Raw genomic sequence first — 22,963 nt, 5'->3', positions numbered from 1 at the left:
GCCACTTATAAAAGTGGCTTTCTTTTAATAATATTAAACAGTATGGAAAGAATTATCTAAGAAGTTATCAGTTAGTAATGACTGAGGTACGATAGTATGCGTTGTATTTGTTACGCTAGATACTGTAGAAGTTACTCCACCGAGTAATCCGCCACTCGTTAATCCACCAAGTAAATTAGAAATAACATCTAAACCACTTCCACCCGTAACACCACCAGTTAAGCTACCCACGATATCTGTTACGATACCAATTGGATTGTCACCACCCACACCGCCGGTAATCCCGCCAGTTAAGCCACCTACAAGGTCAGTTACTACACCAAGAGGGCTATCACCACCAACGCTACCAGTTGCGCCACCAATAGTTCCTGTCACTCCGCCAAGGATTTCTGTTAATAACCCCGTTGCAGTAGAGCCATTAGTAATAAGTGTACCTAGAATGCCAGTCGCTGATTCAGTTGCACCTTGAATATCACCACCGACTAAATCAGATACAACTTCAAGTGCACCATTTACCGTGTCACGAGAAGTTTCGAAAGTTAATGTACCAAGGTCTGCAATTTCAGAAACAGGATGCTCTACTTGTGGAAGAATACCGATAATTGTATCTGCTACTGTATCAATACCAGTGTTGATGATTTCAGTTTTTAAGCTTTCTACACCCTGAAGAATATCAATACCGCCTTGAACTACGTCAATCACTGGAGAGATTGGAGATGTCCCACCACCAATACCGCCTGTTACACCGCCGATAATATCAGTAACAACTTCAAGAGGGTTACCACCAACGCCGCCAGTTACGCCACCGATAATGTCAGTCACGACTTCAAGAGGATTGCCACCAACACCACCAGTTACGCCACCGATAATGTCAGTCACGACTTCAAGAGGGTTACCACCAACGCCGCCAGTTACACCACCGATAATATCAGTCACGACTTCAAGAGGATTGCCTCCCACACCACCAGTTACACCGCCGACTACATCTGTAACACTTCCAACAACACCAGTAATAATACCAGCAGCAGTTGTGCCATTATTGATAAGCGTACCCAGAATACCAGTTACTGATTCAGTTGCACCTTGAATGTCGCCACCGACTAAGTCAGAAACAGTTTCCAGAGCACCATTTACTGTGTCGCGAGAAGTTTCAAAAGTTAATGTACCAAGGTCTGCAATTTCAGAAACAGGATGTTCAGTTTGAGGAAGTACTCCAATTACTGTCCCTGCAACAGTGTCGATCCCAGTATTGATAATTTCAGTTTTTAGGCTTTCTACACCCTGAAGAATATCAATACCGCCTTGAACTACATCAATGACTGGAGAAATTGGAGATGTGCCACCGCCGATACCGCCAGTTACACCACCAATAATGTCAGTCACGACTTCAAGGGGATTACCACCAACACCGCCAGTTACACCACCGATGATATCAGTCACGACTTCAAGAGGGTTGCCACCAACACCACCAGTTACACCACCGACTACATCTGTAACACTTCCAACAACGCCAGTGACAATACCTGTAGCAGTTGTACCATTAGTGATAAGTGTATCAACAATACCTGTTGCTGAAGTAGTTGCGCCTTGGATGTCACCACCGACTAAATCAGAAACAACTTCAAGTGCACCATTTACAGTGTCACGGGAAGTTTCGAAAGTTAATGTACCGAGATCTGCAATTTCAGAAACAGGATGTTCTGTTTGTGGAAGTACTCCAATTACTGTCCCTGCAACAGTTTCAATGCCAGTGTTGATAATTTCAGTTTTTAGGCTTTCTACACCCTGAAGAATATCGATACCGCCTTGAACTACATCAATGATTGGAGAAATTGGAGATGTGCCACCGCCGATGCCGCCCGTTACACCGCCGATGATGTCAGTCACGGCTTCAAGAGGATTACCGCCCACACCACTAGTTACTCCACCGATAGCACTAGTCACACCGCCAATAATGTCAGTCACGACACCAACTGGGGTGCCGCCAGTAGCACCACCAGTTACGCCACCTATTATATTGGTGATGGTTCCTAATGGATTTGTAGAGCCGACAGTACCTGTTACTGTGCCAAGGACATCAGAAACTAAGCCTGTTGCTGTGTGGGTAACGGTATTAGTTACGGTTGAAAGTACATTTGAAAGTAAGCCTGATGTTGAAACATTCGCATCAACAGAGGAACCCGTGTTTACAGTGGTAGTTACCGATACAACATTACCCAAGTCTTGAGTAACTTTTGATATCGAAGATACGAGATTTTTTAGTAAAAACATGTTGGTCTATTTCCTATATAATTATGTATTTTTAAGTAAGTATTATTTATTGCGCTACGTAATTATTGAGATATATATCTCAATAATTGAAATTAAGTATTGGTTAGATCTCAAAAGCTGTCAATGTGTATTTTTAGTCACATTTTTTGATATTAAATAATATTTAATGAAATAATAATTCATTTAATTTAGACGTAAAAATAATAATGGTTTTTATATAATATTTTTTTAAGTAATTATTTTTTTCATCATATTTTCACTCATTTGAAGCATTATCTTAGATAAGTTCTACTCGTGCCTATAATGTTAAAGTTCAACTAGAAATATATTATTTATATAATGTTGACTAAAACAGTAGCCTTTATCTTGTAGGTAGATGGCCAAATGCTTCAAAAAACCTATAAAACTTATTTGAAAAAAAATATTTCAAATACATCTTAGGTGAGAAAAACATCAATAATTTTAGCTCCCATTTTTTATAAAATAGGGGGTGGCTAAGAACTAGACGGTTGATGGCAGAAAGATGAAAAAAGACTTCCTAAGCTTTGAAAAATGCGTATAATGCGCAACATCAAGTACGCGCTCATAGCTCAGCTGGATAGAGCACTTGGCTACGAACTAAGGGGTCGGGAGTTCGAATCTCTCTGAGCGCACCACTTGAAGAATTAACCGCTATTATATAGCGGTTTTTTTGTGTCTGATTTTTATCATCTTTATTAAAAGCCGGTGTTCATAGAAATCAGCTTTGAAAAGAATTAAAGGTGAAAAAGATTAACCAAATGTTTTAAAACGGCTTTCATCTTCAATAAAAGCTTTTTCACCTGCTTCGCCTTCGATTGAACCAAATACTAATTGAGCTCTTAATTTCCAGTGAGTAGGAATATTAAAAGCTGCATTAATTTTCTCATCAATGATTGGATTATAGTGTTGTAATGAAGCGCCAATGCCTTGTTCAGCTAGGACGTTCCATACTGCAAATTGTGCAATTGCTGTTGAATGCTCAGACCAGATTGGAAAGTTATCGGCATATAGCTCGAATTGCTCTTGTAGACCTTTAATCACATCTTGGTCTTCAAAAAATAAAACTGTACCTGCACCTGATGCAAAACTTTGAATTTTCTGTTCAGTTCCAGTTAGGGCTTCTGCCGGAATAATCGTTTTTAATACATCTAGAACTATATTCCAGAAATTTTGGTGTGATTGGTCAAATAAAACCACAATGCGAGAAGATTGGGAGTTAAACGCCGATGGGCTATGTTTTACAGCCTCTTGAATTAGTTTTTCAATTTCAGTAGGAGAGTGTTTTAAGTTTTTTCCTATTGAATAAATAGAACGGCGTTTTTTAATTAATTCTAAAAAGCTTGGTTCATTGGAAGGATTCATCTCTAGAGTGGTTTGCGTAACCACATCTTTTGAGACAGTTGCTTTTTGATTTAAGCCAAATAATTTTGCAAAAAAAGACATGAGACATTCCACTAAGAAGGTGATGCTCTTATTGTAGAAATTTTAAAAAGTGAAATAAGCCCAATAAATATGAATCTACGTTCCATATATGCAACGAAAAATATTTTTAATCTCGCTACTAAGGCTACTTTTGAGCAAAACAAAAAATAGCCTTTGATTCATTTTAAAGCTGAAATGAATATGCTCTAATAGTTCCGATTTATTGAGTATCGATGCAGTGCAATGACCGAGCAAAAAACAGCTTTATCTTTACGTTACTATTTGAATTTAGAAGAGTCACAAGATGGATTTTCATTAGTGACATTTGGGAAAAAACAATTTACCCGTTTTCTAACACCTGCGATTAGTATCGCAATTATTATTTGGGGACTTTATTTAGGTTTCTCTGGGGTTGGTCGATATTATGTTGGGCTAGGTATTTTTTTTCTGGTGATGCAAGGGCTGATGCGTTATTGGCTTTTACCGATGTTATTTAAACGTCAATTTGTTCGTTACCAGTTTGGAAAGAGTGAGCAGGGAATCGACCTCTATCAAGATTATTTTGAGCTTTATGCCAGCGGTCGTAAACAAGTGATGCAATATTCAGATGTGCAAACCTTTGCTAAAGGCAAGCTGACTTACATGCTTGAGCTAAAAAATAAAACTGTAATTATTGTGCCAAAGCGAGCATTTGCACAGGTTTCAGATCAAACTATATTTGAAAATACATTTAAGAAATAAATTATTGGACTTATCAGCCGCAACAACAAAGGAAGCCTCATGAATACACGTCCTTCAAAAATCGTTTGCGTAGGCAGAAGTTATGCCGATCATGTCAAAGAATTAAATAATGCTATGCCTGACAGACCTATATTATTTATTAAACCACCTAGTAGCTTGATTGGTTTAAATGACGGTATTTCATGGAATCCAGCTTGGGGCAGTTGTCATTTTGAGTGTGAATTAGTTTTACGTATTGATCAGCCTTTAAAAGGTGAAACCGACCCTGAGAAAGCATTAAAAGCGATTGGGGCAGTGACTTTAGGTCTTGACTTAACAATGCGTGATTTACAGAATGACCTGAAAACTAAAGGTCACCCATGGGAGCGTGCAAAAGCTTTTGATGGTGCTTGTGTTTTGGCAGACTGGGTCGATTTGAGCGAAATTACAGATTGGCAAGAAACTAAATTCACGTTCCATATTAATGATGAGTTACGTCAAGATGGAAATACTGCACTGTTAATGTTTACCATTGGCGATCTATTAGTTGATATTAATCAGGTCTTTTCACTAGAACCAGGTGATGTGATTATGACAGGTTCACCTGCGGGTGTTGGGCCATTACACTCGGGTGATCAGTTGAAAATGACATTAAAGGGTGCAAAACAAGATTTTGTGTGGGAAACTTTTGTAAAAGCGTAATCCCATTTACGCTGCTACATATTTTTAACCCTATTATTTTTCAATAATAGGGTTTTTTATGAGCTAAGAATTAGAGTACAACTAATTAAATGAGAAGCTGCTACCTACTTATTTCTCTTCAAGAATTGTAGAGAGGGGAATAGAAAGTTTTGCAGCTAGATAGTCATTAGACTCTACTAAAGCTGGACCAATTTTTTCCATCCATTCATCGTCATCATGCACATTTTGGACATCTTGGCGTAAAGGGAGCGGATATGGAAGAGCCGTAAAAAAGCTCCAGAAGTCGACTTGAGACAAATTACGAACTAAGACATATTCATCTTTATCTGTACGCTTAATCAAATTTTGCTCTTCGAGTAAAAGTACATAAGAGGGCCAGCGTCCAATTTCTCCTCGGCCTAAAATTTCTAAGGCTTCTTTGTCACTTACACTTTCACCCAGTTTTTGCTTTTTATAAAACAATTCAAGAATATCTAATAACATGAGCACAGGGTGTCGTTTTTGCTCTTTACCTGAATGAAAAGCAGTTAAAGCAAAACTGACTTCTACCCCCAGCAAAATAATATTCCATGAGAGAAAGATCCATAACAGGAAAATAGGCACTGCGGCAAATGCACCGTAGATCAGTTCATAGCTAGTGAAGTTTGACATTACGAAGCTGAATAAGTTTTTGAGAATTTCAAAAAGTGCAGCACTTAAGCAGGCCGCTATACCGGCTGCATAAACTGGAACTGTTCGATTCGGAATAGTCCAATACAAAATAAAAAAGCCAACAATAGTCAATACAAACGAAATCATCCAGAGAATGAATGATCCATCAAGTTGATATCCTGCAAAATTATTGCTGAGAATGTTCATGGAAGCTACAGTTGAAGAAATGACGAATGCGCTTCCTAAAATAATTGGACCTAAAGAGATGATCGTCCAATAACGCATAAAGCCCATAATGCCACTACGAGTTTCTTTTACGCGCCAAATACGATTAAAGACAGTTTCAATTGATGTGAGCATTAAGACGGTTGTGACGAATAAAAACAGCACACCGATAACAGTTAAGTTGCTGGATTTTTCTGTAAAAGCATTTAGCGCTTTATCAAATGCGATAGTGCTCTTAGGTAAAAAATTACTATAAATTAAATGTTGGAGCTGTTGTCTTGCAGGTTCTAACGCTTTAATTGAAGAAATAATTACTAAAAAAACCGTTAACATCGGCACAACTGCGAATAGAGTTGTGTAAGTGAGAGAGCCAGCTTGTTCGCGGCACCGATCAGCTTCAAAACGCTTAAATACATATAAAACGAATTGAAACCAGGTTTTATTATAAAAAGGAAGCTTACTTAAAAAACGTTGTAACATGCGTCGTCTATCCCGATTTTTTTAATCATCATGTTGGGCGATTAATAGTTTATCAAAATATGAGCTTAACAACTCAAATCATAGATTAAAGCAAAATAATAACTTATAGAATTAAAGTCGTTCTGTAAGTTTACTATGTGCTATAGAAAAAATTGTAGCCCTAATCTTTTTCAAAAAAGTTGGCTTTCTGTTGTCTGAGCATAAAATTCATCAAAGTCGATAAACCTTTTACCCAACGAATTTGAGAAATTTGCTCGTGTTACCTTTCATGCTACACAATCAATCACCTCTAGAATTTCATAAGATTGGTTTCGCCAAAAAAATAAAAAATACCGTATAGTGTTCTTTTTAACAAAATTTATGAAACCGATGCAACCTTACATTCTTGTACTCTATTACAGTAAATATGGCTCTACAAAAGAAATGGCACATTTAATTGCCAATGGTGTTGAGTCTGCGGGTATGTCAGTGAAAATTCGGACAGTGCCAAATATTGCTCCAGTCGTCACAATAGCTGAGCCAAGCATTCCGGAAGAAGGTGATATCTACTGTACGTTAGATGATCTAGCGAATTGTGCGGGTCTGGCATTAGGTTCCCCAACTCGCTTCGGCAATATGGCAAGTGAAATGAAATATTTTTGGGACCAAACGACTAGCCTTTGGCTCAATGGGGCATTACATGATAAACCAGCTTGTGTTTTTACTTCTTCTGGATCGATGCATGGTGGGCAGGAGAGTACTTTACTCACGATGCTACCGCCGTTATTTCATCACGGAATGATGATTTTGGGATTACCAAATGCAATTCCAGCTTTATCTAATACTAAAACAGGTGGAACACCGTATGGGGCAAGTCATGTAAGCGGACCCCGCCATGACCAGAACTTAAGTCAGGATGAAAAGATTTTGTGTGAAGCTCAAGGTAAGCGTTTGGGTGAGGTTGTTAAGAAGCTTTCAGGGGTACTTTAAAAACAAATAAAAAAAGAGCGGATGTCCGCTCTTTTTTTATTTGCACAATTTATTCTTTTACAAAGGTAACTTTGCCATCTGTAAGAGAAAGAACACGTGCTAATGACTCAACTCGGTAGCCTTTTTCAAGCAATAAATCACGACCTGATTGGAATGATTTTTCAATCACAATACCTACACCGACAACTTCTGCATTTGCTTGGTGAATTAAATCAATTAGTCCTAATGCTGCTTGACCATTCGCCAAGAAGTCATCAATAACTAATGCTTTATCAGTTGAATGAAGGTGTTTGTTTGAAATCGCAATCGTACTCTCAGTTTGTTTAGTAAAACTAAATACTTTAGAGCGATATAAGTCGTCTTTTAACGTCAATGACTGATATTTACGAGCGAAAATTACAGGTACACCAAGTTCCAAACCTGCCATGATTGCAGGTGCAATACCTGATGCTTCAATGGTAATAATCTTGGTAATCCCTGCATCTTTAAAGCGAGCAGCAAATTCTTTACCAATCTGCTGCATGAGTACAGGATCAATTTGGTGGTTTAAGAAAGCGTCGACTTTCAAGACTTGATCAGATAGAACGATACCTTCTGTTAAGATTTTCTGTTCTAGTGCGTGCACGGGAGAATCCTCTAGACGGATGCTTTTAAAGCAAATGCGTATTTTAAAAAGCATCCGAAAAAATGCAAGCTTTAATTCGTTTTACCCGTATAACTTGTTAATAATAGGCCATAAGAAGTTTTACCATCAACATGGCTGACTTTAACTGGTAAATAGTCCAGTTTAGGTGCTAACCAGAAAATAGTATTACGGTCTGGTTTACCATGTTCTAAAACAACTTTTACAGTATCAAAGGTGCCATAAGAGGTTTTAATTTTTTCATTGCCTTGTTTTACAAAACGACGATTTTCAACTTCTTTTGCATCGGCAAGAGGGTATGAAGTTTTAAGTGAACCATTTTTTAAATCTTCACGAACTTGTAATTCTGCATTTAACTCGTCAAGTACACCGGCCTGCCAAGCAAATGAACGAGCTTTATCATCTTTCTTGGTAGAAATAGTTTTGCTGTTTGGATTGAAGTTAATATTCATAGTGTTGTTATGAATCAAAATTTTGCTGGTACGGCTAAAACTTTGAGATCCAATTTTACCATTAGCAAAACTAAATTTACTTGTTTCACTTGCAGAAGCAATTCCACCTGCTTTTGCAGTGAAATTATAAGTCCAATTATTACCTTGTTGGCTTAAGGCACGTGTCGCCGAACCCATACCTTTATTATTATAAGTAAACTGATAATTTGCCTGAAATGGGCTCATGGCAAGTGCATGGCTTGAGACGCCTGCAAAAAGCAAAGTTGTTGAAATACCTGTTGCGATGCCAAACGATTTCAGAAATTTTGTTGCCATAAGTAAATATCCTTGTACAGACTGAAAAGTCAGTGCTGATGCATCTATAACTTAAACATATTATGCCTGTTGATCATGGAGAAAAAATCAGGATTTATGCTAAATGTGTAATCTATTTGTGTTTTTTGGCGGTTTATTCATTTTTATTCATTACAGCTTTATACATCTTTTTGCTGGATTGGCGTGATTTCAGAATCTTCTAATTCATCTTCATAATCATCGTCCTGATCACGATAAAGCAGAGCTGCCAAATTAACGTTTCCAAATACGACTAACTCGGCTTCACGAACTCGTGCGTAATTTACATGTACTTTACCTAGTGTCTCAATGATACTGGCTTTTTTCCCAAACCAGCGGTTGAGGTCAAGAAATATGAGTTCATCACGTTCTTCTGCTACATTAAAACGTTGAAGAATCATTCCCAAGGGATCTTTTTTCAAAATTTTATGGTAGTAAAAAACTGCGGCTTTTACGGCAATTTTTTGCCAAAAGTTTTTATATTTTGCTTCAATAATTTGTGTATTACTAATTTGTTCAAAAACCAAAAGCTGTTGTTCTTTATTAAACTCCATCTGAATCAGTTTTAAATCAACAGATAATGTCGTCTCTAGGCCTTTTACATGCAAAGTTGCATATAATCTTAACCAGTCATGATAAAGATCAGCATGGAGGTCATCTAAAAACGCAACATTATTGGTGACATAACGTTGTAAAGTCGCATTCAGAAAGGTTTGTGATAACGTAAAATCTCTTTCTTCTTCAATGAATGCTTCAGCTTTTTGGTAGACTTTTTGAAGGCGTCTGACTAATGAGGAAAATAGCGTTTGCATAAAAGAACTTCCAGAAGATAATTTACTTAAGAACCAACACAATCTTTATTATGATAAAAAACGAGTTTTGATATTGCAGTGTAACAAATTTAATTGATACATTTTGACAAAATGAAAATGGATAAAACTCTATATTTGAAGTGAATCACATTTTTATCCAGATTTGAATATCAGTTTATATTTTATTCGGTATTAAACCGTGGGGATAAGGCATTTATATGCTTTTAAAATTATGTTGAACAAAAGAAGTCTATTGATAGAGCCTTTTTATCATTGGTGGCAAGACCGAGTCTTTATTGTTGCGACAATATTGGCAGTCTTACTGCATATTTTTGTGTTGCTCATTCACTTTGCGATGCCTAGTCCATCAGAGCAATCTACTAAAGAAATTGCAATTTCAATTCGATCAAGCAATGAGCCAGTGCAGCAGGCAGACTTTTTGGCGCAAGCAGACCAGCAAGGTTCAGGCGCATTTCGTGAAGCTCACCGTACCTCTAGTGATACTCCAAATCCCATGTCTAATGATGCTTCAACTGGAGATGCGCAGTTAGAAACTTTGCAAAAGGTTCAGCAACAAAGACAGCTTAAATTTGAAGAAAAAGTCTTAATGACTGTTTTGAGTTGGCAAAAACAAGCTGACGCCAGTCAAAGGAAAAAAGAATTAGAACAATTACAAAGTCAATTTCAGGCAAAAGCTGCGATGGTTGCGAGCCTTGAAGCACAATATTTACAACGCAGACAAGATTTCAGCCGCCAGCAAAAAATAAAAACAGTAGATGGAATTCAGGCAAAAAAAGATGCCTCGGCTGCTTATTTAGATAAGTTCCGTGAAAAAGTGGAGTTGTATGGTAATCGCTATTACCCAGAAGAAGCCAAACTGCAACAGTTAAAAGGCGAAGTCCGTTTAATGGTTATTTTAAATGCACAAGGAGGGATTCGTGCAATTCGGTTGCTTGAGAGCTCAGGGCATTCGGTATTGGATGAAGCTGCAAAGTCTTCAGTACGTCGCGGCGCACCATTTGGGCATTTTGATACCAATATGAAAGACATTTCTGAATTGCGTATTGTACGTACTTGGCGTTTCGATCCCGCTCAAGCAGAATTTGAAGTGCATTAATAAAAAATGTGGATAAGTTTTGGCTTATCCACATTGATTTTAGTTCATTAAACAACATCTCACCTGAAGGCAGACTATGTTTTTCATCTAATCAATAATGATTAGATCTGTTCTTGGTAGGGATTGTCTATATTCAGCTTTGCTAGAATTTCAACTTCAAGCCCTTCCATTTCTTCAGCTTCTTCGTCACTAGTTTCGTGGTCATAACCCAGTAAATGTAAAACACCATGTACCAATAAATGTGCAAAGTGTTCTTGAGCTGTTTTCTTTTGTTCAACCGCTTCTTGCAATACAACTGGAATACAAATGACTAAGTCACCCAGAGGAAAGGCATCGAGCATTGGTAAAACTTCTTCAGGAATATCACTTGGAAAAGATAAAACATTGGTTGGCTTATCTTTCTCTCGATATTGCAGATTAAGTTGTTGGCTTTCTGCTAAATCGACACAAGCAACGCCAATTTCGCAATCTTCGTTATAACCAACGTGGCGTAAGGTTGTTTCAATGATTTTTTTGAGTTGAGCTCGTTTGAGCTCTAACTCAGGGGATAGGAAGTCTTGTTGTAAAGTTAAACTGATTTTCAAAATGAATCCTTAAGCATCCTGATGTTGCAAGTCTGCTGCTGTATCGTTTTCAGTCATTAACGCTTCTTGACGTGCTTTGCGTTCAGCACGAGCTTCAGCATTAAGACGATGTTGTTCTCCATCCCAACCTTCATACGCTTCAACAATTTTTTGAACCAGTTGATGACGTACAACATCGCGGGAATGGAAACGGGTAATATGAATTTCGGTAATATTCTCGAGTACGCGAAGTGCGTGTGCCAGACCAGATTGTTGACCTTTAGGTAAATCGACTTGAGTAATATCCCCTGTAATTACTGCACGAGAGCCAAAACCTAAACGGGTTAAGAACATTTTCATTTGTTCAGGTGTTGTGTTTTGAGCTTCATCCAAAATTACAAATGAATGGTTAAGTGTGCGACCACGCATATATGCAAGAGGCGCAACTTCAATTACTTGACGCTCAATTAACTTGGCAACTTTTTCAAAGCCAAGCATTTCGTAAAGGGCATCGTAAAGAGGGCGTAGATATGGGTCAATTTTCTGGGTTAAATCACCAGGTAAGAAACCCAGCTTTTCTCCAGCTTCTACAGCAGGACGTACAAGTAAAATCCGCTGGATTTCATTACGTTCTAGCATATCTACGGCGGCGGCAACTGCTAAATAGGTTTTACCTGTACCAGCAGGACCAACACCAAAAGAAATATCGCTTTGTAAAATACGTTGTACATAACGTTTTTGATTGGCACCACGTGGATTAATACGGCCTTTTCGTGTCTGGAAATAGACATCGAGCGGCGCATCATGTTCATCCATTTCGTCACCAACCAACTCGAAATTGCGTTCAGTTTGTGAAGATTGAATGAGGAGGTGTAATAGATCGGCACTGATTTGCTGGGATAGCTCAGACTCTTCGTAGAGTCGTTGCAATAATGCTTCGGCTCTCCCAACAGCATCAATTTCACCATCTATGTGAAAAACATCTCCACGATGAGTAATTTTGACATCTAAACGCTGTTCAATTTGCTTCAGGTGCCCATTATAGGCACCCAGAATGCTCTTTAAACGTTCCATTGAAATTTCAGGAAATGTTACGGTACGTCGAATCGCTGCAGTCAAGAGAAAACCTTTCAGTAGACTTTAGAATACCTCTACATTACGCCACGTCAGGTTCAAGATTCAAGAGCTCACCGTAAACAAAATTTAAAGTTTTAATTTCAGTAATCTCGATCTCTGCAAAACGACCAACCCAAGTCGCATCACCAACGAAAGTGACCAGACGTGTATTGTCAGCAGTACCAATTAAAATATTAGGGTCTTGATCAGATACTTTTTCAATAAGTACACGTTCAATTTTACCTAACATGGCATCTGTTTTTTCAATACTAGACTGCTTAATTACTTTTTGAACTTGAGCTAAACGTTCTTTTTTAACTTGCTCAGGTGTGGTGTCTGGCAAGTCTGATGCTGGCGTACCTGGGCGTTTTGAATAAACAAAACTATACGAATGATCGAAATCTAAATCATTGATAAATTGCAATGTTTCTGCAAAATTTTCATCGGTTTCACCAGGGAAGCCAATAATAAAGTCACTTGATAAATGCATATCTGGACGAATTTTGCGTAGCTTCGCAATTTTATCAATATAGACATCAATCGTGTGATTTCGCTTCATTGCTTTTAAAACATCATTTGAACCACTTTGTACCGGCAAGTGTAAATGTGACACCATTTGAGGTAAATCTTCATAACACTGAATAAGCTCATCAGAGAACTCAAGTGGGTGCGAAGTTGTATAGCGTAAGCGTCCAATACCCGGAATTTCTGCAACGAGTCGTAACAATTCAGGGAAAGTGCAGATACCACCTTCAAAGGTTTCACCGCGGTAACCATTTACATTTTGTCCAAGAAGAGAAATTTCACGGACACCTTTTTCAGCAAGTCCTGCAATTTCTGCAAGTACATCGTCTAATGGTCGAGAAACTTCTTCACCGCGTGTATAGGGAACTACACAGAAAGAACAGTATTTAGAACAGCCTTCCATAATAGAAACAAATGCTTTAAAGCCTTCTACACGTGGTTCTGGTAAAAAGTCGAACTTTTCAATATCTGGGAAAGAAATATCAACCAGTTTGATTTTATCTTTTTTAGGTTTTTCTACTTGAGCATTATGTTGATCAAGCATTTGCGGTAAACGGTGTAATGTTTGAGGGCCAAAAATCATGTCTACATAAGGCGCACGTTTTTGAATATTGTCACCTTCTTGAGAGGCAACACACCCACCAACACCAATCACAAGATCAGGATTTTTGTCTTTTAATTTGCGCCAGCGCCCTAATTCACTAAATACTTTTTCCTGTGCTTTTTCACGAATAGAACACGTATTCATGAGCAGGATGTCTGCTTCGCTAGGGTTGCTCGTTAAAATGTAACCGTGAGAGTCCCCTAAAAGGTCTGCCATACGGTGACTGTCATACTCATTCATCTGACACCCTTGAGTTTCAATATAAAGTTTTTTTATTGAAACATCAGTGGTGTGCGTTGGCTGGGTAACAGTGTTTTCTGAGGCAGCTTTGGCACCATTGGGAATGAAGGTTTGAACCGTCATGCAGGCTCCTAACAGATCGATCTAAAAAAGAATAAATTTGCCCAAAATGGGTCAAACCATTCATTATAGCAGTATTTGGACCGAACCGATAACAGTAAACCTTCAGAACATGACACGGTTTTTTTGAAGTAAATTATGTAAATTTTAATGATGTTGAATCAGAGAGTTACATAACACAACAAAAGAAAGCACGAAGACTAATTAAACTATGCTCTGAAGGTGAATAGTCAGGGTTTAACACATTTATGAGACCAAGTAGAAAGAGCTCATCAATCCATAGTCGTGTAATGAAAAATAAATATATGCATCGTAGCTGGTTAGGAGCTATGTGTTTACTTGGTTGTTCATTTACCTATGCTGCTGAAGAGCAGTTTAATGACGCATTAAACGCTGCAAATAGTGGTAATACAGCATTATTAGACCAATATCAGCTTGCTATGCAAAATGATGTATTGGGATACTATCCGGAATATTGGAAACTTAATACCAATCTAGGCTTTCAACCTTCAGCCTCGATTGTAAGTTTTGCTCAACGTTATCCTCAATCAGCAATGGCTGAGAAATTAGCCGCCGATTATGTGGAAGAAAAAGTTAAACAAGCTGACTTCGCATCTGCACAACCTTTACTATCTTATGTAACTAATCCTGATCAGGCCGAAAATTGCGCATTGGCACAGGTGCGAGCGAAAACCGGTGACGCATTAGTTTTTGCTGAATACAAAGATGTATGGTTAGCCACCGAATCGCAACCTGAATCTTGTGTGGGCTTAGGACGCTTGATGTTATCTAGCCCATTAATGAGTCAGCAAGATAAACAACAACGTCTTTGGGTGCAGTTACGTTCTGGTTTAACAGGGCAGGCCCTTGCTACCGCACAGACTTTGGGAATGAATTTGTCGTTGGCGCAGCTTAACCAAATTCAGGCTAATCCACTCAATTATTTGTGGAGTGCGCCTAAAACCAATGATACAGACTATGCTTATTTGATTTTTGCATTAGGTCGTTTGGCTAATAATGACTTAAGCAACGCTTTTTCGAACGTACAACGTGTCGCTCAAGGTACACCAGAGAATATACAAAAGTATTTATATAGAACGGTGGCTTATATTGGTGGCACCACGGTCATGAAAAATAATTTCAATCGTGAAGTTCTTCAATATTTTGATGCAAGTTACGGTTATCCTCTAAGTCCTGAAGAAGCTGAAATTTATGCGCGTCAGGCAATTCGATTTGGTGCGTGGGAAAGTTTAATTCGTGCCATTGATGCTATGAGCGTGACACAAAAACAAGAAGATCGCTGGCAATATTGGCTTGCTCGTGCAACAGAGCAGCGCGGTGATAGTGGTTCGAAAAATACTGCGCAACGTATTTATAAAAAATTGGCTGAAAGTGGTGATGACTATCACAACCTTTTAGCAAAAGATCGTTTGGGTGAACGTTATAATCATCAACCCTATGATGACCAGCCCACTTCAAGTGATTTAAGACGTTTAGATCAGAATGTTCACTTTAATCGTGCTTTTACTTTAAGACGTATTAATGCAAATCCAACCTATACCAACCGAGAATGGAACTGGGCAGTTCGACAAGCTTATCTTCAACATGATGATGGTGTGTTGTTAGCTGCGGCAAAGCGTGCTCATGATATGGGGTGGTATGACCGTGCAATTTATGCAGCAGATCGTACAACAAATAAACATAATGATACGTATCGCTATGTGACGCCTCATAAGACTAATGTTGTAAGTCATAGTTACAATGCAGGAATTGATCCAGCGTGGGCTTATGGTTTAATGCGACAAGAAAGTCGGTTTGTTACCTCTGCACGTTCTCATGTTGGAGCGGGAGGTCTTATGCAAATTATGCCTGATACGGCGAAGTTGATTGCACGTCAAATGGGCGAAACCTATAATCCAGCGGCATTAAATGAAATGAATACCAATATTCGATATGGTACATTTTATTTGTCGATGATTCAGGGGCAATTAAGCAATAATCCAGTTTTGGCAACGGCAGGTTATAATGCTGGGCCTAATCGGGCAAGACGTTGGCAACCGGACTTTCAATCAATTTCGGCTGACCAATATACAGAGACAATTCCATTGTTAGAGACCAGAGACTATGTCAAGCATGTCATGACTAATGCAACACATTACGGTGTAATATTGGGGCAAGGGGCTCAATCATTATCACAACGTATGAAAGTCATTCCAATGCGTACATCGCCTTAAGTTTAAGGTGGTTGATGATGGATCTTCTTTTAATTGGCATATTCAAGTTTTAATTAAATGAAATATAGATATTTGGAACTTCGTTCAATTTTGCAACTTGCATGGTGGCTTATCTGTGCAGGGGTAGGATTGATGAGTTCCGTTTTACATGCCGAACCTGTTAATTTACAGGGGTATGTTATGCATGTACAAATGACACCTGCCGCATGTGCGTTAGATCCTTCTAAACAAAAACAACGTAAATGTCTTGAAGGATATTCTTTGACAATTACAGGCCTCATGCCAGAAACAAATCAAACAGATTGTTCAACAGAAAGTTCGGCCGCTCTCTCTCCATTACAATCTAAAGTCGTAGCTCGGGTCATGCCTGACAACAATGCCCGTGTGCAGCTTTGGAAAAGTGTAGGGGGGTGTGTTCCTATGAATGCAAGTCAATATTTCCGGACAGTCATTAACTTTGCTGAACGTCTAAAAATTCCAGCTAGCCTCACAAGTTCGACGAATGTTGAAATTCAGCAGTCAGCTTTAAAACAGCAATTTACTCGTCTTAATCCGACCTTACCTCAAAATGGTATTCGTTTAAGTTGTCAGTTATCGCGTTCAGATGTTGTTTTGACTGAAGTGAAGGTATGTTACACGGTAAAAGGCCAATATAAACAATGTGCAAATCATGTGGTATCGAATTGCCCAGGTGAAATCACGATTAAAGGTAGTTACTAAAGATGACGGTCATTTCGTAAAAAAATGCTGACCATGCATTGAATCTTTTTGTAAATATTAATTTGTATTTTCTATCAGACTTTTGGTGAAAATGAGTCGCTTTTACATGCATCTGCCACATCTTTAGAGTACAATCTTTGCCGTTTATGATGATTTAGTTAGATGGAATTCCTATTTAGCTAGATTAAGGACATTCATTGGAGACAATTACATGAAGCAACCCGTTCGTGTTGCCGTGACTGGCGCTGCAGGTCAAATTGGTTACAGCTTATTATTCCGTATCGCAAGCGGTGAAATGTTAGGTAAAGATCAACCTGTTATTTTACAATTGCTTGAAGTTCCAGTTGAAAAAGCTCAACAAGCGCTTAAAGGCGTAATGATGGAACTTGATGACTGTGCTTTCCCTTTATTGGCTGGCATGATCGGGACTGATGATCCGAAAGTTGCATTTAAAGATGCTGACTACGCTTTATTGGTAGGTTCTCGTCCACGTGGTCCTGGTATGGAACGTGCTGACTTGTTAAAAGTTAACGGTGAAATTTTCATCGGTCAAGGTCAAGCATTAAACGAAGTTGCTAGTCGTGATGTTAAAGTATTAGTTGTAGGTAACCCTGCAAATACAAATGCTTATATCGCAATGAACTCTGCTCCAGATCTTCCAGCGAAAAACTTCACTGCAATGTTGCGTCTTGATCACAACCGTGCGTTGACTCAAGTTGCTCAAAAAGCTGGTGTTGCAGTTGCTGATATCGAGCACTTAACAGTTTGGGGTAACCACTCTCCAACAATGTATGCTGATTACCGTTTTGCAACTGTAAATGGCGAAAGCTTAAAAGACAAAATCAACGATGCGGCATGGAACAAAGATGTGTTCCTTCCAACTGTTGGTAAACGTGGTGCTGCGATTATCGAAGCACGTGGTTTGTCTTCTGCTGCTTCTGCTGCTAACGCTGCAATTGACCATATGCGCGACTGGGCACTTGGTACAAACGGCAAATGGGTAACTATGGGTATTCCATCTGATGGTTCTTATGGTATTCCAGAAGGCGTTATGTTCGGTTTCCCTGTAACAACTGAGAATGGTGAATACAAAATCGTTCAAGGTTTAGAAATTGATGAATTCAGCCGTGAACGTATTAACTTTACGTTAAATGAGCTTGAAGAAGAACGTGCAGCGATTGCTGACATGTTGAAATAATTTATCTTTTTGATAAGTTAAAAAAAGCACTCTTTTTAGAGTGCTTTTTTATATTCAATCATTTGAAACAAAACACAAAAAACAACAAGAAAATATAAACATTATCATGCATATAAAAAGGTTTTATTGTTAGATTAGTTAATAGATGATTTAAAAAAAGTTATAGGAGAATAACAATGTTTGAGCAGCAACCTACTTTAGAGCTTTTATTTGATCAGTTGGGTTTAGATTCGGATGAAGCAAGTATCGAAAACTTTATCAAAACACATCAATTGCCAGCTGATCAGAAACTACATGAAGCCTCTTTTTGGTCAAAAGGCCAAAGCGATTTTTTAAAGAGCCATTGGGAAAAAGATGATGAGTGGATTGTGGTTATTGATGAGCTGAATGAACAACTACATGAAGATAGTGTAAAGAGATAAATTAAAAATAAGGCCTGTTTTACATAAGATATAGAACAGGCCGATTCAAATTAAATATTTAGTGCGTTTTTGATTTTACTAAATTTTTATACCATGATTCTTGGCGAACCGAATTAAAGACAGGGTGTGCGTGAAGCAGCTCAAGATCACATTGGGTTGTTGATAAATATTTAGTTAACCAATGTCTGGTTAGTGCTGACTCTTCTCGCGCTGCTGATGCATAAGCCAAGAAGAAATATATATCTGCATGTTCATAGTGGGCTAATGGCTTCAAAATTTGTTGAGTAATCAACGCAAAACGTTTTTCTTTATTTAATTCAAAATAAAGCATATAGGCTTTAGCCAACTGCAAAGATAAATTCAGATATAAACTCAATGGCATTTCTTCATATTCCATACGAGCTTGTTCAAGTAAAACAATCGCCTCTTGTAAAAAATGAAGCTGCTCTTGGCGAACATGACTTAATATGACAAGTTGTAAGCGTAAATCGGCACGCTCCAAAGCAAGTTCAGGCGTATTTTCAGTCAAATAAAGTTGATCTGTCTCACCAATTCTGTTCACAATCGTTTTACTTTCAATAGACATACGCCCTAGTCCTTCTTGATCAATAGCATTTATATCGGGTTCATTTACTAAATTTAAAGAGTAGCTTTTAAACCCAGATAGAATTTCCACTACGAAGCCAAGCTGTAATCGAAAGCCTTTGTTGCTTTGAAGTTAATACTTCATGCAATAAGTTGCTTTGAAATATCACCAGTCGATTGGGTTCTGGGTTAACAATATGCCATTTCTCATTTTTATCTTGCAGTCGCAATTGACCACCCCAATCTTCTTGCCATTCTGCATGTAAATAATAAACGGTTGAGATAATACGATCATTTTTTTGTTGAGGATTGTCTCGGTGTAAAGCATAAAACTCACCCAAATTATAACGGGCAAAATGAGCTTCAACTTCTTTAATTCCTAAATAGAATGCTTGATTTAGACTTTGCGAAAATGAAGTTAAGGTTTCAACATGTTGTTGAGCAATAGGGAGTTGATCATTAATCCAGAGAATATGGTCACTACGAATATTGCTCACCACACCATTTTGAATACCAGCTTCTCTAAATTCATCAATATGATAGCTACACTCTTTGGCGACTTGCGCGCGATATTGATCCGAATAGGCTTGATTAATAATAGCAAAGCCATGCGTATTTAAGTCATCCAGAATTTGATCCAGATCCCATGAGTCCGGAAGCAGGTGAGAGAGCATATAACCTCGAGTAGATCGTAAAAATATCAAGCTGCTCTATTTTAGATGATCACAACCTTACGAAAGAATATTTTTTTCATGTTAAACTATTTGTTGAATTGAGGAATTAAAGTCAACATGAATTACCGTCACCATTTCCATGCGGGCAACTTTGCAGATGTTATGAAGCATGTGCTTTTGCTACAGCTTCTCAACCGTTTAAATGCTAAAGATAAACCTTATCGTTATATCGATACGCATGGAGGTGCAGGAAAATATAATTTATCTCTGGCACCTTCACAAAAATCTGGAGAGTTTCTTACAGGCATTCATCGACTAGTTCAGATATCTGAAATGGAAAAGCGTCAGGCACCTGAAGCAATCCAGCAATATTTGAAGTTAGTAGAACAGTTACGTTCTGAAGAAGGTAAGGGTAGTTATCCGGGGTCACCATGGTTTGCTTTGCAAGGTATGCGTGAGATTGATAAAGCAACCGTGTTTGAAATGCAACGTGATGTTTTTGAGCAATTGCGACATAACATTTATGATAAACGTGCAGGTTTACATGAGCGTGATGCATACGAGGGCTTGCTCGGCGTTATTCCACCGAAAGAAAAACGTGGTTTGGTCATGATTGACCCGCCTTACGAATTAGAGCGTAAAGACTTTCCGCAATTAGTTGAACTTTTACAACAAGCTTATAAAAAATGGCCAACAGGTGTTTTTGCAGTTTGGTATCCAATTAAAGACCGAGCGATGATTGAGCGTTTTGAAAAGAAAATGTTCAAAACAGGTATTCGCCGTCAATTGGTTTGTGAAATCTGTGTATGGCCAGATGATACACCTGTAGGCTTAAATGGTTGTGGTCTATTGGTGATTAATCCACCTTGGCAGTTCTCTGAACAAGCCGACCAAGCCCTACAGTGGTTATTCCCGCATCTACGTATGCAAGAAATTGGTGGCCATGCTGCTGTTCGCTGGTTAGTAGGTGAATAACAGTTAACTTAAATCAATGCACATGTTTGGAATAGAAAATAATGACAAATGCGCCTAAACCAGAGCAAGATTTAACTCATAATGAACATTCATTTGATGGGATTACATTCGAAGTGGTTGAAGAAGAAGATAATCCGGAAGGACAAAAAGTGAAGCGCCGAGGAATTTATCTTTGGCCTAACTTAATTACGACAGCCGCTTTGTTGTCTGGTTTCTATTCCATCATTGCGAGTATGAATGGGGATTTCACCCAAGCTATTTATGCCATCTTTATTGCAGCTTTACTCGATGGTTTAGATGGCCGAGTTGCTCGAGCTATTGGTGCACAAAGTGCTTTTGGCGAGCAATATGACTCACTTTCAGACTTATTGGCTTTTGGTGTAGCTCCAGCAATGCTTATGTATAGCTGGAGTTTGCATGATTTAGGGCGTATTGGTTTGGCATGTTGTTTTGTTTATACAGCATGTGCAGCTTTCCGTTTAGCACGTTTTAATGTGCAAATTGGTGTGGTTGATAAGCGTTATTTTATCGGAATTGCAAGTCCACTGGCTGCCATAATCATTATTTCATTAGTGTGGGTTGCTCGCGACTATCCTTTCATTTTTGATTTACGTGATATTGCGATTAAAACCATTAATGCTGTTCTTATGGTTGTTGTGGGATTACTCATGATCTCCAATATCAAATATTACTCTTTCAAACAAATGGACCGTAAAAGAGTTCCTTTTGTAGTTATGTTGCCAGTAGTACTGATTTTTGCAGCAATCACTTATAATATTCCAATGGGCATTTTGACCGTTTCAATAATCTATGCTCTATCTGGTTTTGTTACTACATTATTTGCACGTAAGAGTAACGAAACAATAAAAACATAAAATAGAAGAGGTTCGGTATGCCTATGTTGATGAATCAAATTAATCAATTACAGCAGCTGGGCCTTAATGCCAAAGAGGGGGTTGTTTATCAACCTTCTCGCGGCTTCTTTAAAATTGTTTATCAAGGCTTAATCCTTCCAAATCTACCGGCTCCACTGCGCTATTTTAATTACATTAGTATGGTTGGACAGCCGCGCATTCCTCTTTGCTATAACACTCACTCAATTACGACTTCGGCAATCGATACTGCAACTGTACTTGTAAGTAATAGCCAACATAGTGTGGGACATTTAAAAACTTATTCTATTCGGCGGCAATGCCAGTTTGACTCAAAACAATATCAGTTTGATAAAACAGATTTGATTGAGTGGAAAATCCCAAAGATCCATCTTCAGCGACTAGACTCTGAAATGGGGTGTGATCTTACTATTCAGATTTCAGAAAATATCTCTAATACCTCTGCATTGCAGTGGGGAGTTTCGGACTATTGGTCAACACTATGTTTATGTGAAGGTGAAGTTTTTTATAAAGGACAAAAGTATAAAGTTGAAGGATTAGGAAGATTTAAACACGCAAGGGCTCTACATTTACCGTTTTTATCTTTATGTTTCTATACGTGCCAAATTATTAATTTAAATGAAACGACTCAGCTTACATTTACACAAATAAGAAATCAGTGGAATATCATTTTATGTTCACGGTTAGATATTCAAGAATTTGGTAAGCCTGTTGAAAGCTTTACTGAAGATGTAAATTTACATATTCATCGCGTTTATCCAAAAGTTAGAACACCCAATGATAAAGAGATGTATTTGCCCAGAGAATTTTCTTGGCAGTGTAAAAAAAATGGAAAAATTATTTTTGAACTTTATGCACAAAGCCGTGGTGACTACAAGTTTGGATTGGCTGCTGGATATGTGGGAAGCTTTCAATATCAATTAAGTTGGAATGAACAATGTCTACAAGGTGAAGGTGGATATTGTGAATATATTGATTGTCGCCCACTTAGGTGGCAGGAAAAGAACCAAGACGAAAAAATATTAGATAAATTGATGCTTTTACAACCATGTTTATATAAAAAATGACTATTTTTAGTATTTTTGATTAAAAAGTGAACTGTTGTTTTACTAATGTTAAAAAAGGTATTGCCAAGAGGATTTAATGGTCTATAATGCACATCCATCGGCGGTGATGCAGATAAGAACTTGTTGAAAAACAGTTACTTGGAATTGAGTTGATTACTTTAAGTGATGAATTTGATGAGGAGTTGGTTTTGAGAATAAGTTTTAAAAAT

General features: G+C 38.1%; 21 protein-coding genes, 1 tRNA gene and 2 pseudogenes. 13 read left to right on the top strand and 11 right to left on the bottom strand.

The genetic code is table 11. The features are described from left to right. Nucleotides 1–33 precede the first annotated feature (33 nt). Nucleotides 34–2,271 (bottom strand): beta strand repeat-containing protein, encoded by a 2,238-nt coding sequence (locus ACLBWE_RS02385; RefSeq protein WP_447600994.1) that lies wholly within the window; start codon nt 2,269–2,271, stop codon nt 34–36. Nucleotides 2,272–2,610: 339 nt separating this feature from the next. Here ACLBWE_RS02385 and ACLBWE_RS02380 point away from each other — a divergent pair. Both ACLBWE_RS02380 and ACLBWE_RS02375 read left to right on the top strand, forming a co-directional pair. Then, a pseudogene (locus ACLBWE_RS02380) lies at nt 2,611–2,709 on the top strand (hypothetical protein); the annotation flags it as partial. 141 nt (nt 2,710–2,850) lie between these two features. Next, nucleotides 2,851–2,927: transfer RNA gene (locus ACLBWE_RS02375), tRNA-Arg, on the top strand. A gap of 115 nt (nt 2,928–3,042) precedes the next feature. Here the strand turns inward: ACLBWE_RS02375 and ACLBWE_RS02370 are convergent. Further along, nucleotides 3,043–3,735 carry a nitroreductase family protein gene (locus ACLBWE_RS02370; RefSeq protein WP_447600992.1) on the bottom strand — a complete coding sequence of 231 codons (693 nt, stop codon included), beginning with the start codon at nt 3,733–3,735 and terminating at the stop codon, nt 3,043–3,045. A 222-nt stretch (nt 3,736–3,957) separates the two neighbouring features. Between ACLBWE_RS02370 and ACLBWE_RS02365 the strand changes: the two genes are divergently transcribed. Then, complete coding sequence (locus tag ACLBWE_RS02365) at nt 3,958–4,455, top strand: YcxB family protein (protein WP_003653610.1); 498 nt, start codon at nt 3,958–3,960, stop codon at nt 4,453–4,455. A 39-nt stretch (nt 4,456–4,494) separates the two neighbouring features. Then, on the top strand, nt 4,495–5,136 hold the full coding sequence (locus tag ACLBWE_RS02360) for a fumarylacetoacetate hydrolase family protein (protein WP_447600989.1): 642 nt from the start codon (nt 4,495–4,497) through the stop codon (nt 5,134–5,136). Between the two features lie 108 nt (nt 5,137–5,244). Here the strand turns inward: ACLBWE_RS02360 and ACLBWE_RS02355 are convergent, their stop codons facing one another. Beyond that, on the bottom strand, nt 5,245–6,492 hold the full coding sequence (locus ACLBWE_RS02355) for a YihY family inner membrane protein (protein ID WP_045433045.1): 1,248 nt from the start codon (nt 6,490–6,492) through the stop codon (nt 5,245–5,247). A 360-nt stretch (nt 6,493–6,852) separates the two neighbouring features. On the opposite strand from ACLBWE_RS02355, the gene wrbA reads away from it, so the two are divergent. After that, the gene (gene wrbA, locus ACLBWE_RS02350) at nt 6,853–7,461 is read left to right on the top strand and encodes an NAD(P)H:quinone oxidoreductase (RefSeq protein WP_447600987.1); all 609 of its coding nucleotides are present in this window, start codon (nt 6,853–6,855) and stop codon (nt 7,459–7,461) included. Between the two features lie 49 nt (nt 7,462–7,510). Here the strand turns inward: wrbA and ACLBWE_RS02345 are convergent, their stop codons facing one another. The 3 genes from ACLBWE_RS02345 to ACLBWE_RS02335 all read right to left on the bottom strand — a co-directional run bounded on the left by ACLBWE_RS02345 (nt 7,511) and on the right by ACLBWE_RS02335 (nt 9,701). After that, nucleotides 7,511–8,086 (bottom strand): xanthine phosphoribosyltransferase, encoded by a 576-nt coding sequence (locus tag ACLBWE_RS02345; RefSeq protein ID WP_004639480.1) that lies wholly within the window; start codon nt 8,084–8,086, stop codon nt 7,511–7,513. A 71-nt stretch (nt 8,087–8,157) separates the two neighbouring features. Further along, nucleotides 8,158–8,871, bottom strand: a complete 714-nt coding sequence (locus ACLBWE_RS02340) for a DUF3108 domain-containing protein (RefSeq protein WP_199989508.1) — start codon at nt 8,869–8,871, stop codon at nt 8,158–8,160. Nucleotides 8,872–9,029: 158 nt separating this feature from the next. After that, the gene (locus tag ACLBWE_RS02335) at nt 9,030–9,701 is read right to left on the bottom strand and encodes a hypothetical protein (RefSeq protein WP_080027817.1); all 672 of its coding nucleotides are present in this window, start codon (nt 9,699–9,701) and stop codon (nt 9,030–9,032) included. Between the two features lie 232 nt (nt 9,702–9,933). Here ACLBWE_RS02335 and ACLBWE_RS02330 point away from each other — a divergent pair, with 232 nt between their 5' ends. Next, entirely contained in the window at nt 9,934–10,818 is an 885-nt protein-coding gene (locus ACLBWE_RS02330) for a TonB family protein (protein WP_447600984.1), read from the top strand. Nucleotides 10,819–10,919: 101 nt separating this feature from the next. On the opposite strand, the gene ybeY is transcribed toward ACLBWE_RS02330, so the two are convergent. The 3 genes from ybeY to miaB are packed head-to-tail and all read right to left on the bottom strand — an operon-like array spanning nt 10,920 to nt 13,989. After that, on the bottom strand, nt 10,920–11,402 hold the full coding sequence (ybeY, locus tag ACLBWE_RS02325) for an rRNA maturation RNase YbeY (protein ID WP_003653597.1): 483 nt from the start codon (nt 11,400–11,402) through the stop codon (nt 10,920–10,922). A 9-nt stretch (nt 11,403–11,411) separates the two neighbouring features. Next, on the bottom strand, nt 11,412–12,500 hold the full coding sequence (locus ACLBWE_RS02320) for a PhoH family protein (RefSeq protein ID WP_017388325.1): 1,089 nt from the start codon (nt 12,498–12,500) through the stop codon (nt 11,412–11,414). Between the two features lie 37 nt (nt 12,501–12,537). Then, nucleotides 12,538–13,989 (bottom strand): tRNA (N6-isopentenyl adenosine(37)-C2)-methylthiotransferase MiaB, encoded by a 1,452-nt coding sequence (gene miaB / locus ACLBWE_RS02315; protein ID WP_199989512.1) that lies wholly within the window; start codon nt 13,987–13,989, stop codon nt 12,538–12,540. Between the two features lie 287 nt (nt 13,990–14,276). On the opposite strand from miaB, the gene ACLBWE_RS02310 reads away from it, so the two are divergent. The 4 genes from ACLBWE_RS02310 (at nt 14,277) to ACLBWE_RS02295 (ending at nt 18,560) form a co-directional block, all read left to right on the top strand. Next, on the top strand, nt 14,277–16,220 hold the full coding sequence (locus ACLBWE_RS02310) for a transglycosylase SLT domain-containing protein (RefSeq protein ID WP_446090740.1): 1,944 nt from the start codon (nt 14,277–14,279) through the stop codon (nt 16,218–16,220). A 57-nt stretch (nt 16,221–16,277) separates the two neighbouring features. Beyond that, the gene (locus ACLBWE_RS02305; RefSeq protein ID WP_045433029.1) at nt 16,278–16,940 is read left to right on the top strand and encodes a ribonuclease T2 family protein; all 663 of its coding nucleotides are present in this window, start codon (nt 16,278–16,280) and stop codon (nt 16,938–16,940) included. A 211-nt stretch (nt 16,941–17,151) separates the two neighbouring features. Next, a complete protein-coding gene (locus ACLBWE_RS02300) occupies nt 17,152–18,138 on the top strand; it encodes a malate dehydrogenase (RefSeq protein WP_004639466.1) in 987 nt (328 codons plus the stop codon). Nucleotides 18,139–18,314: 176 nt separating this feature from the next. Further along, complete coding sequence (locus tag ACLBWE_RS02295) at nt 18,315–18,560, top strand: DUF2789 family protein (RefSeq protein WP_003653589.1); 246 nt, start codon at nt 18,315–18,317, stop codon at nt 18,558–18,560. Between the two features lie 58 nt (nt 18,561–18,618). On the opposite strand, the gene ACLBWE_RS02290 is transcribed toward ACLBWE_RS02295, so the two are convergent. Together ACLBWE_RS02290 and ACLBWE_RS02285 are read right to left on the bottom strand one after the other, a co-directional pair. Beyond that, a complete protein-coding gene (locus tag ACLBWE_RS02290) occupies nt 18,619–19,146 on the bottom strand; it encodes a hypothetical protein (RefSeq protein WP_026057113.1) in 528 nt (175 codons plus the stop codon). Between the two features lie 67 nt (nt 19,147–19,213). Further along, a complete protein-coding gene (locus tag ACLBWE_RS02285; RefSeq protein ID WP_017388328.1) occupies nt 19,214–19,819 on the bottom strand; it encodes a 2OG-Fe(II) oxygenase in 606 nt (201 codons plus the stop codon). A gap of 117 nt (nt 19,820–19,936) precedes the next feature. Here ACLBWE_RS02285 and ACLBWE_RS02280 point away from each other — a divergent pair, with 117 nt between their 5' ends. The 3 genes and pseudogenes from ACLBWE_RS02280 (at nt 19,937) to ACLBWE_RS02270 (ending at nt 22,764) form a co-directional block, all read left to right on the top strand. Beyond that, nucleotides 19,937–20,794 carry a 23S rRNA (adenine(2030)-N(6))-methyltransferase RlmJ gene (locus tag ACLBWE_RS02280; protein WP_003653584.1) on the top strand — a complete coding sequence of 286 codons (858 nt, stop codon included), beginning with the start codon at nt 19,937–19,939 and terminating at the stop codon, nt 20,792–20,794. 41 nt (nt 20,795–20,835) lie between these two features. Beyond that, a complete protein-coding gene (gene pssA, locus ACLBWE_RS02275; RefSeq protein ID WP_005043810.1) occupies nt 20,836–21,669 on the top strand; it encodes a CDP-diacylglycerol--serine O-phosphatidyltransferase in 834 nt (277 codons plus the stop codon). A 17-nt stretch (nt 21,670–21,686) separates the two neighbouring features. Further along, nucleotides 21,687–22,764: pseudogene (locus tag ACLBWE_RS02270) on the top strand (DUF6670 family protein). The last annotated feature ends 199 nt before the right edge of the window (nt 22,765–22,963 follow it).

The organism is Acinetobacter sp. M5A5_2a (genome assembly GCF_053345265.1).
This window is presented reverse-complemented; position numbering and strand designations above follow the sequence as displayed.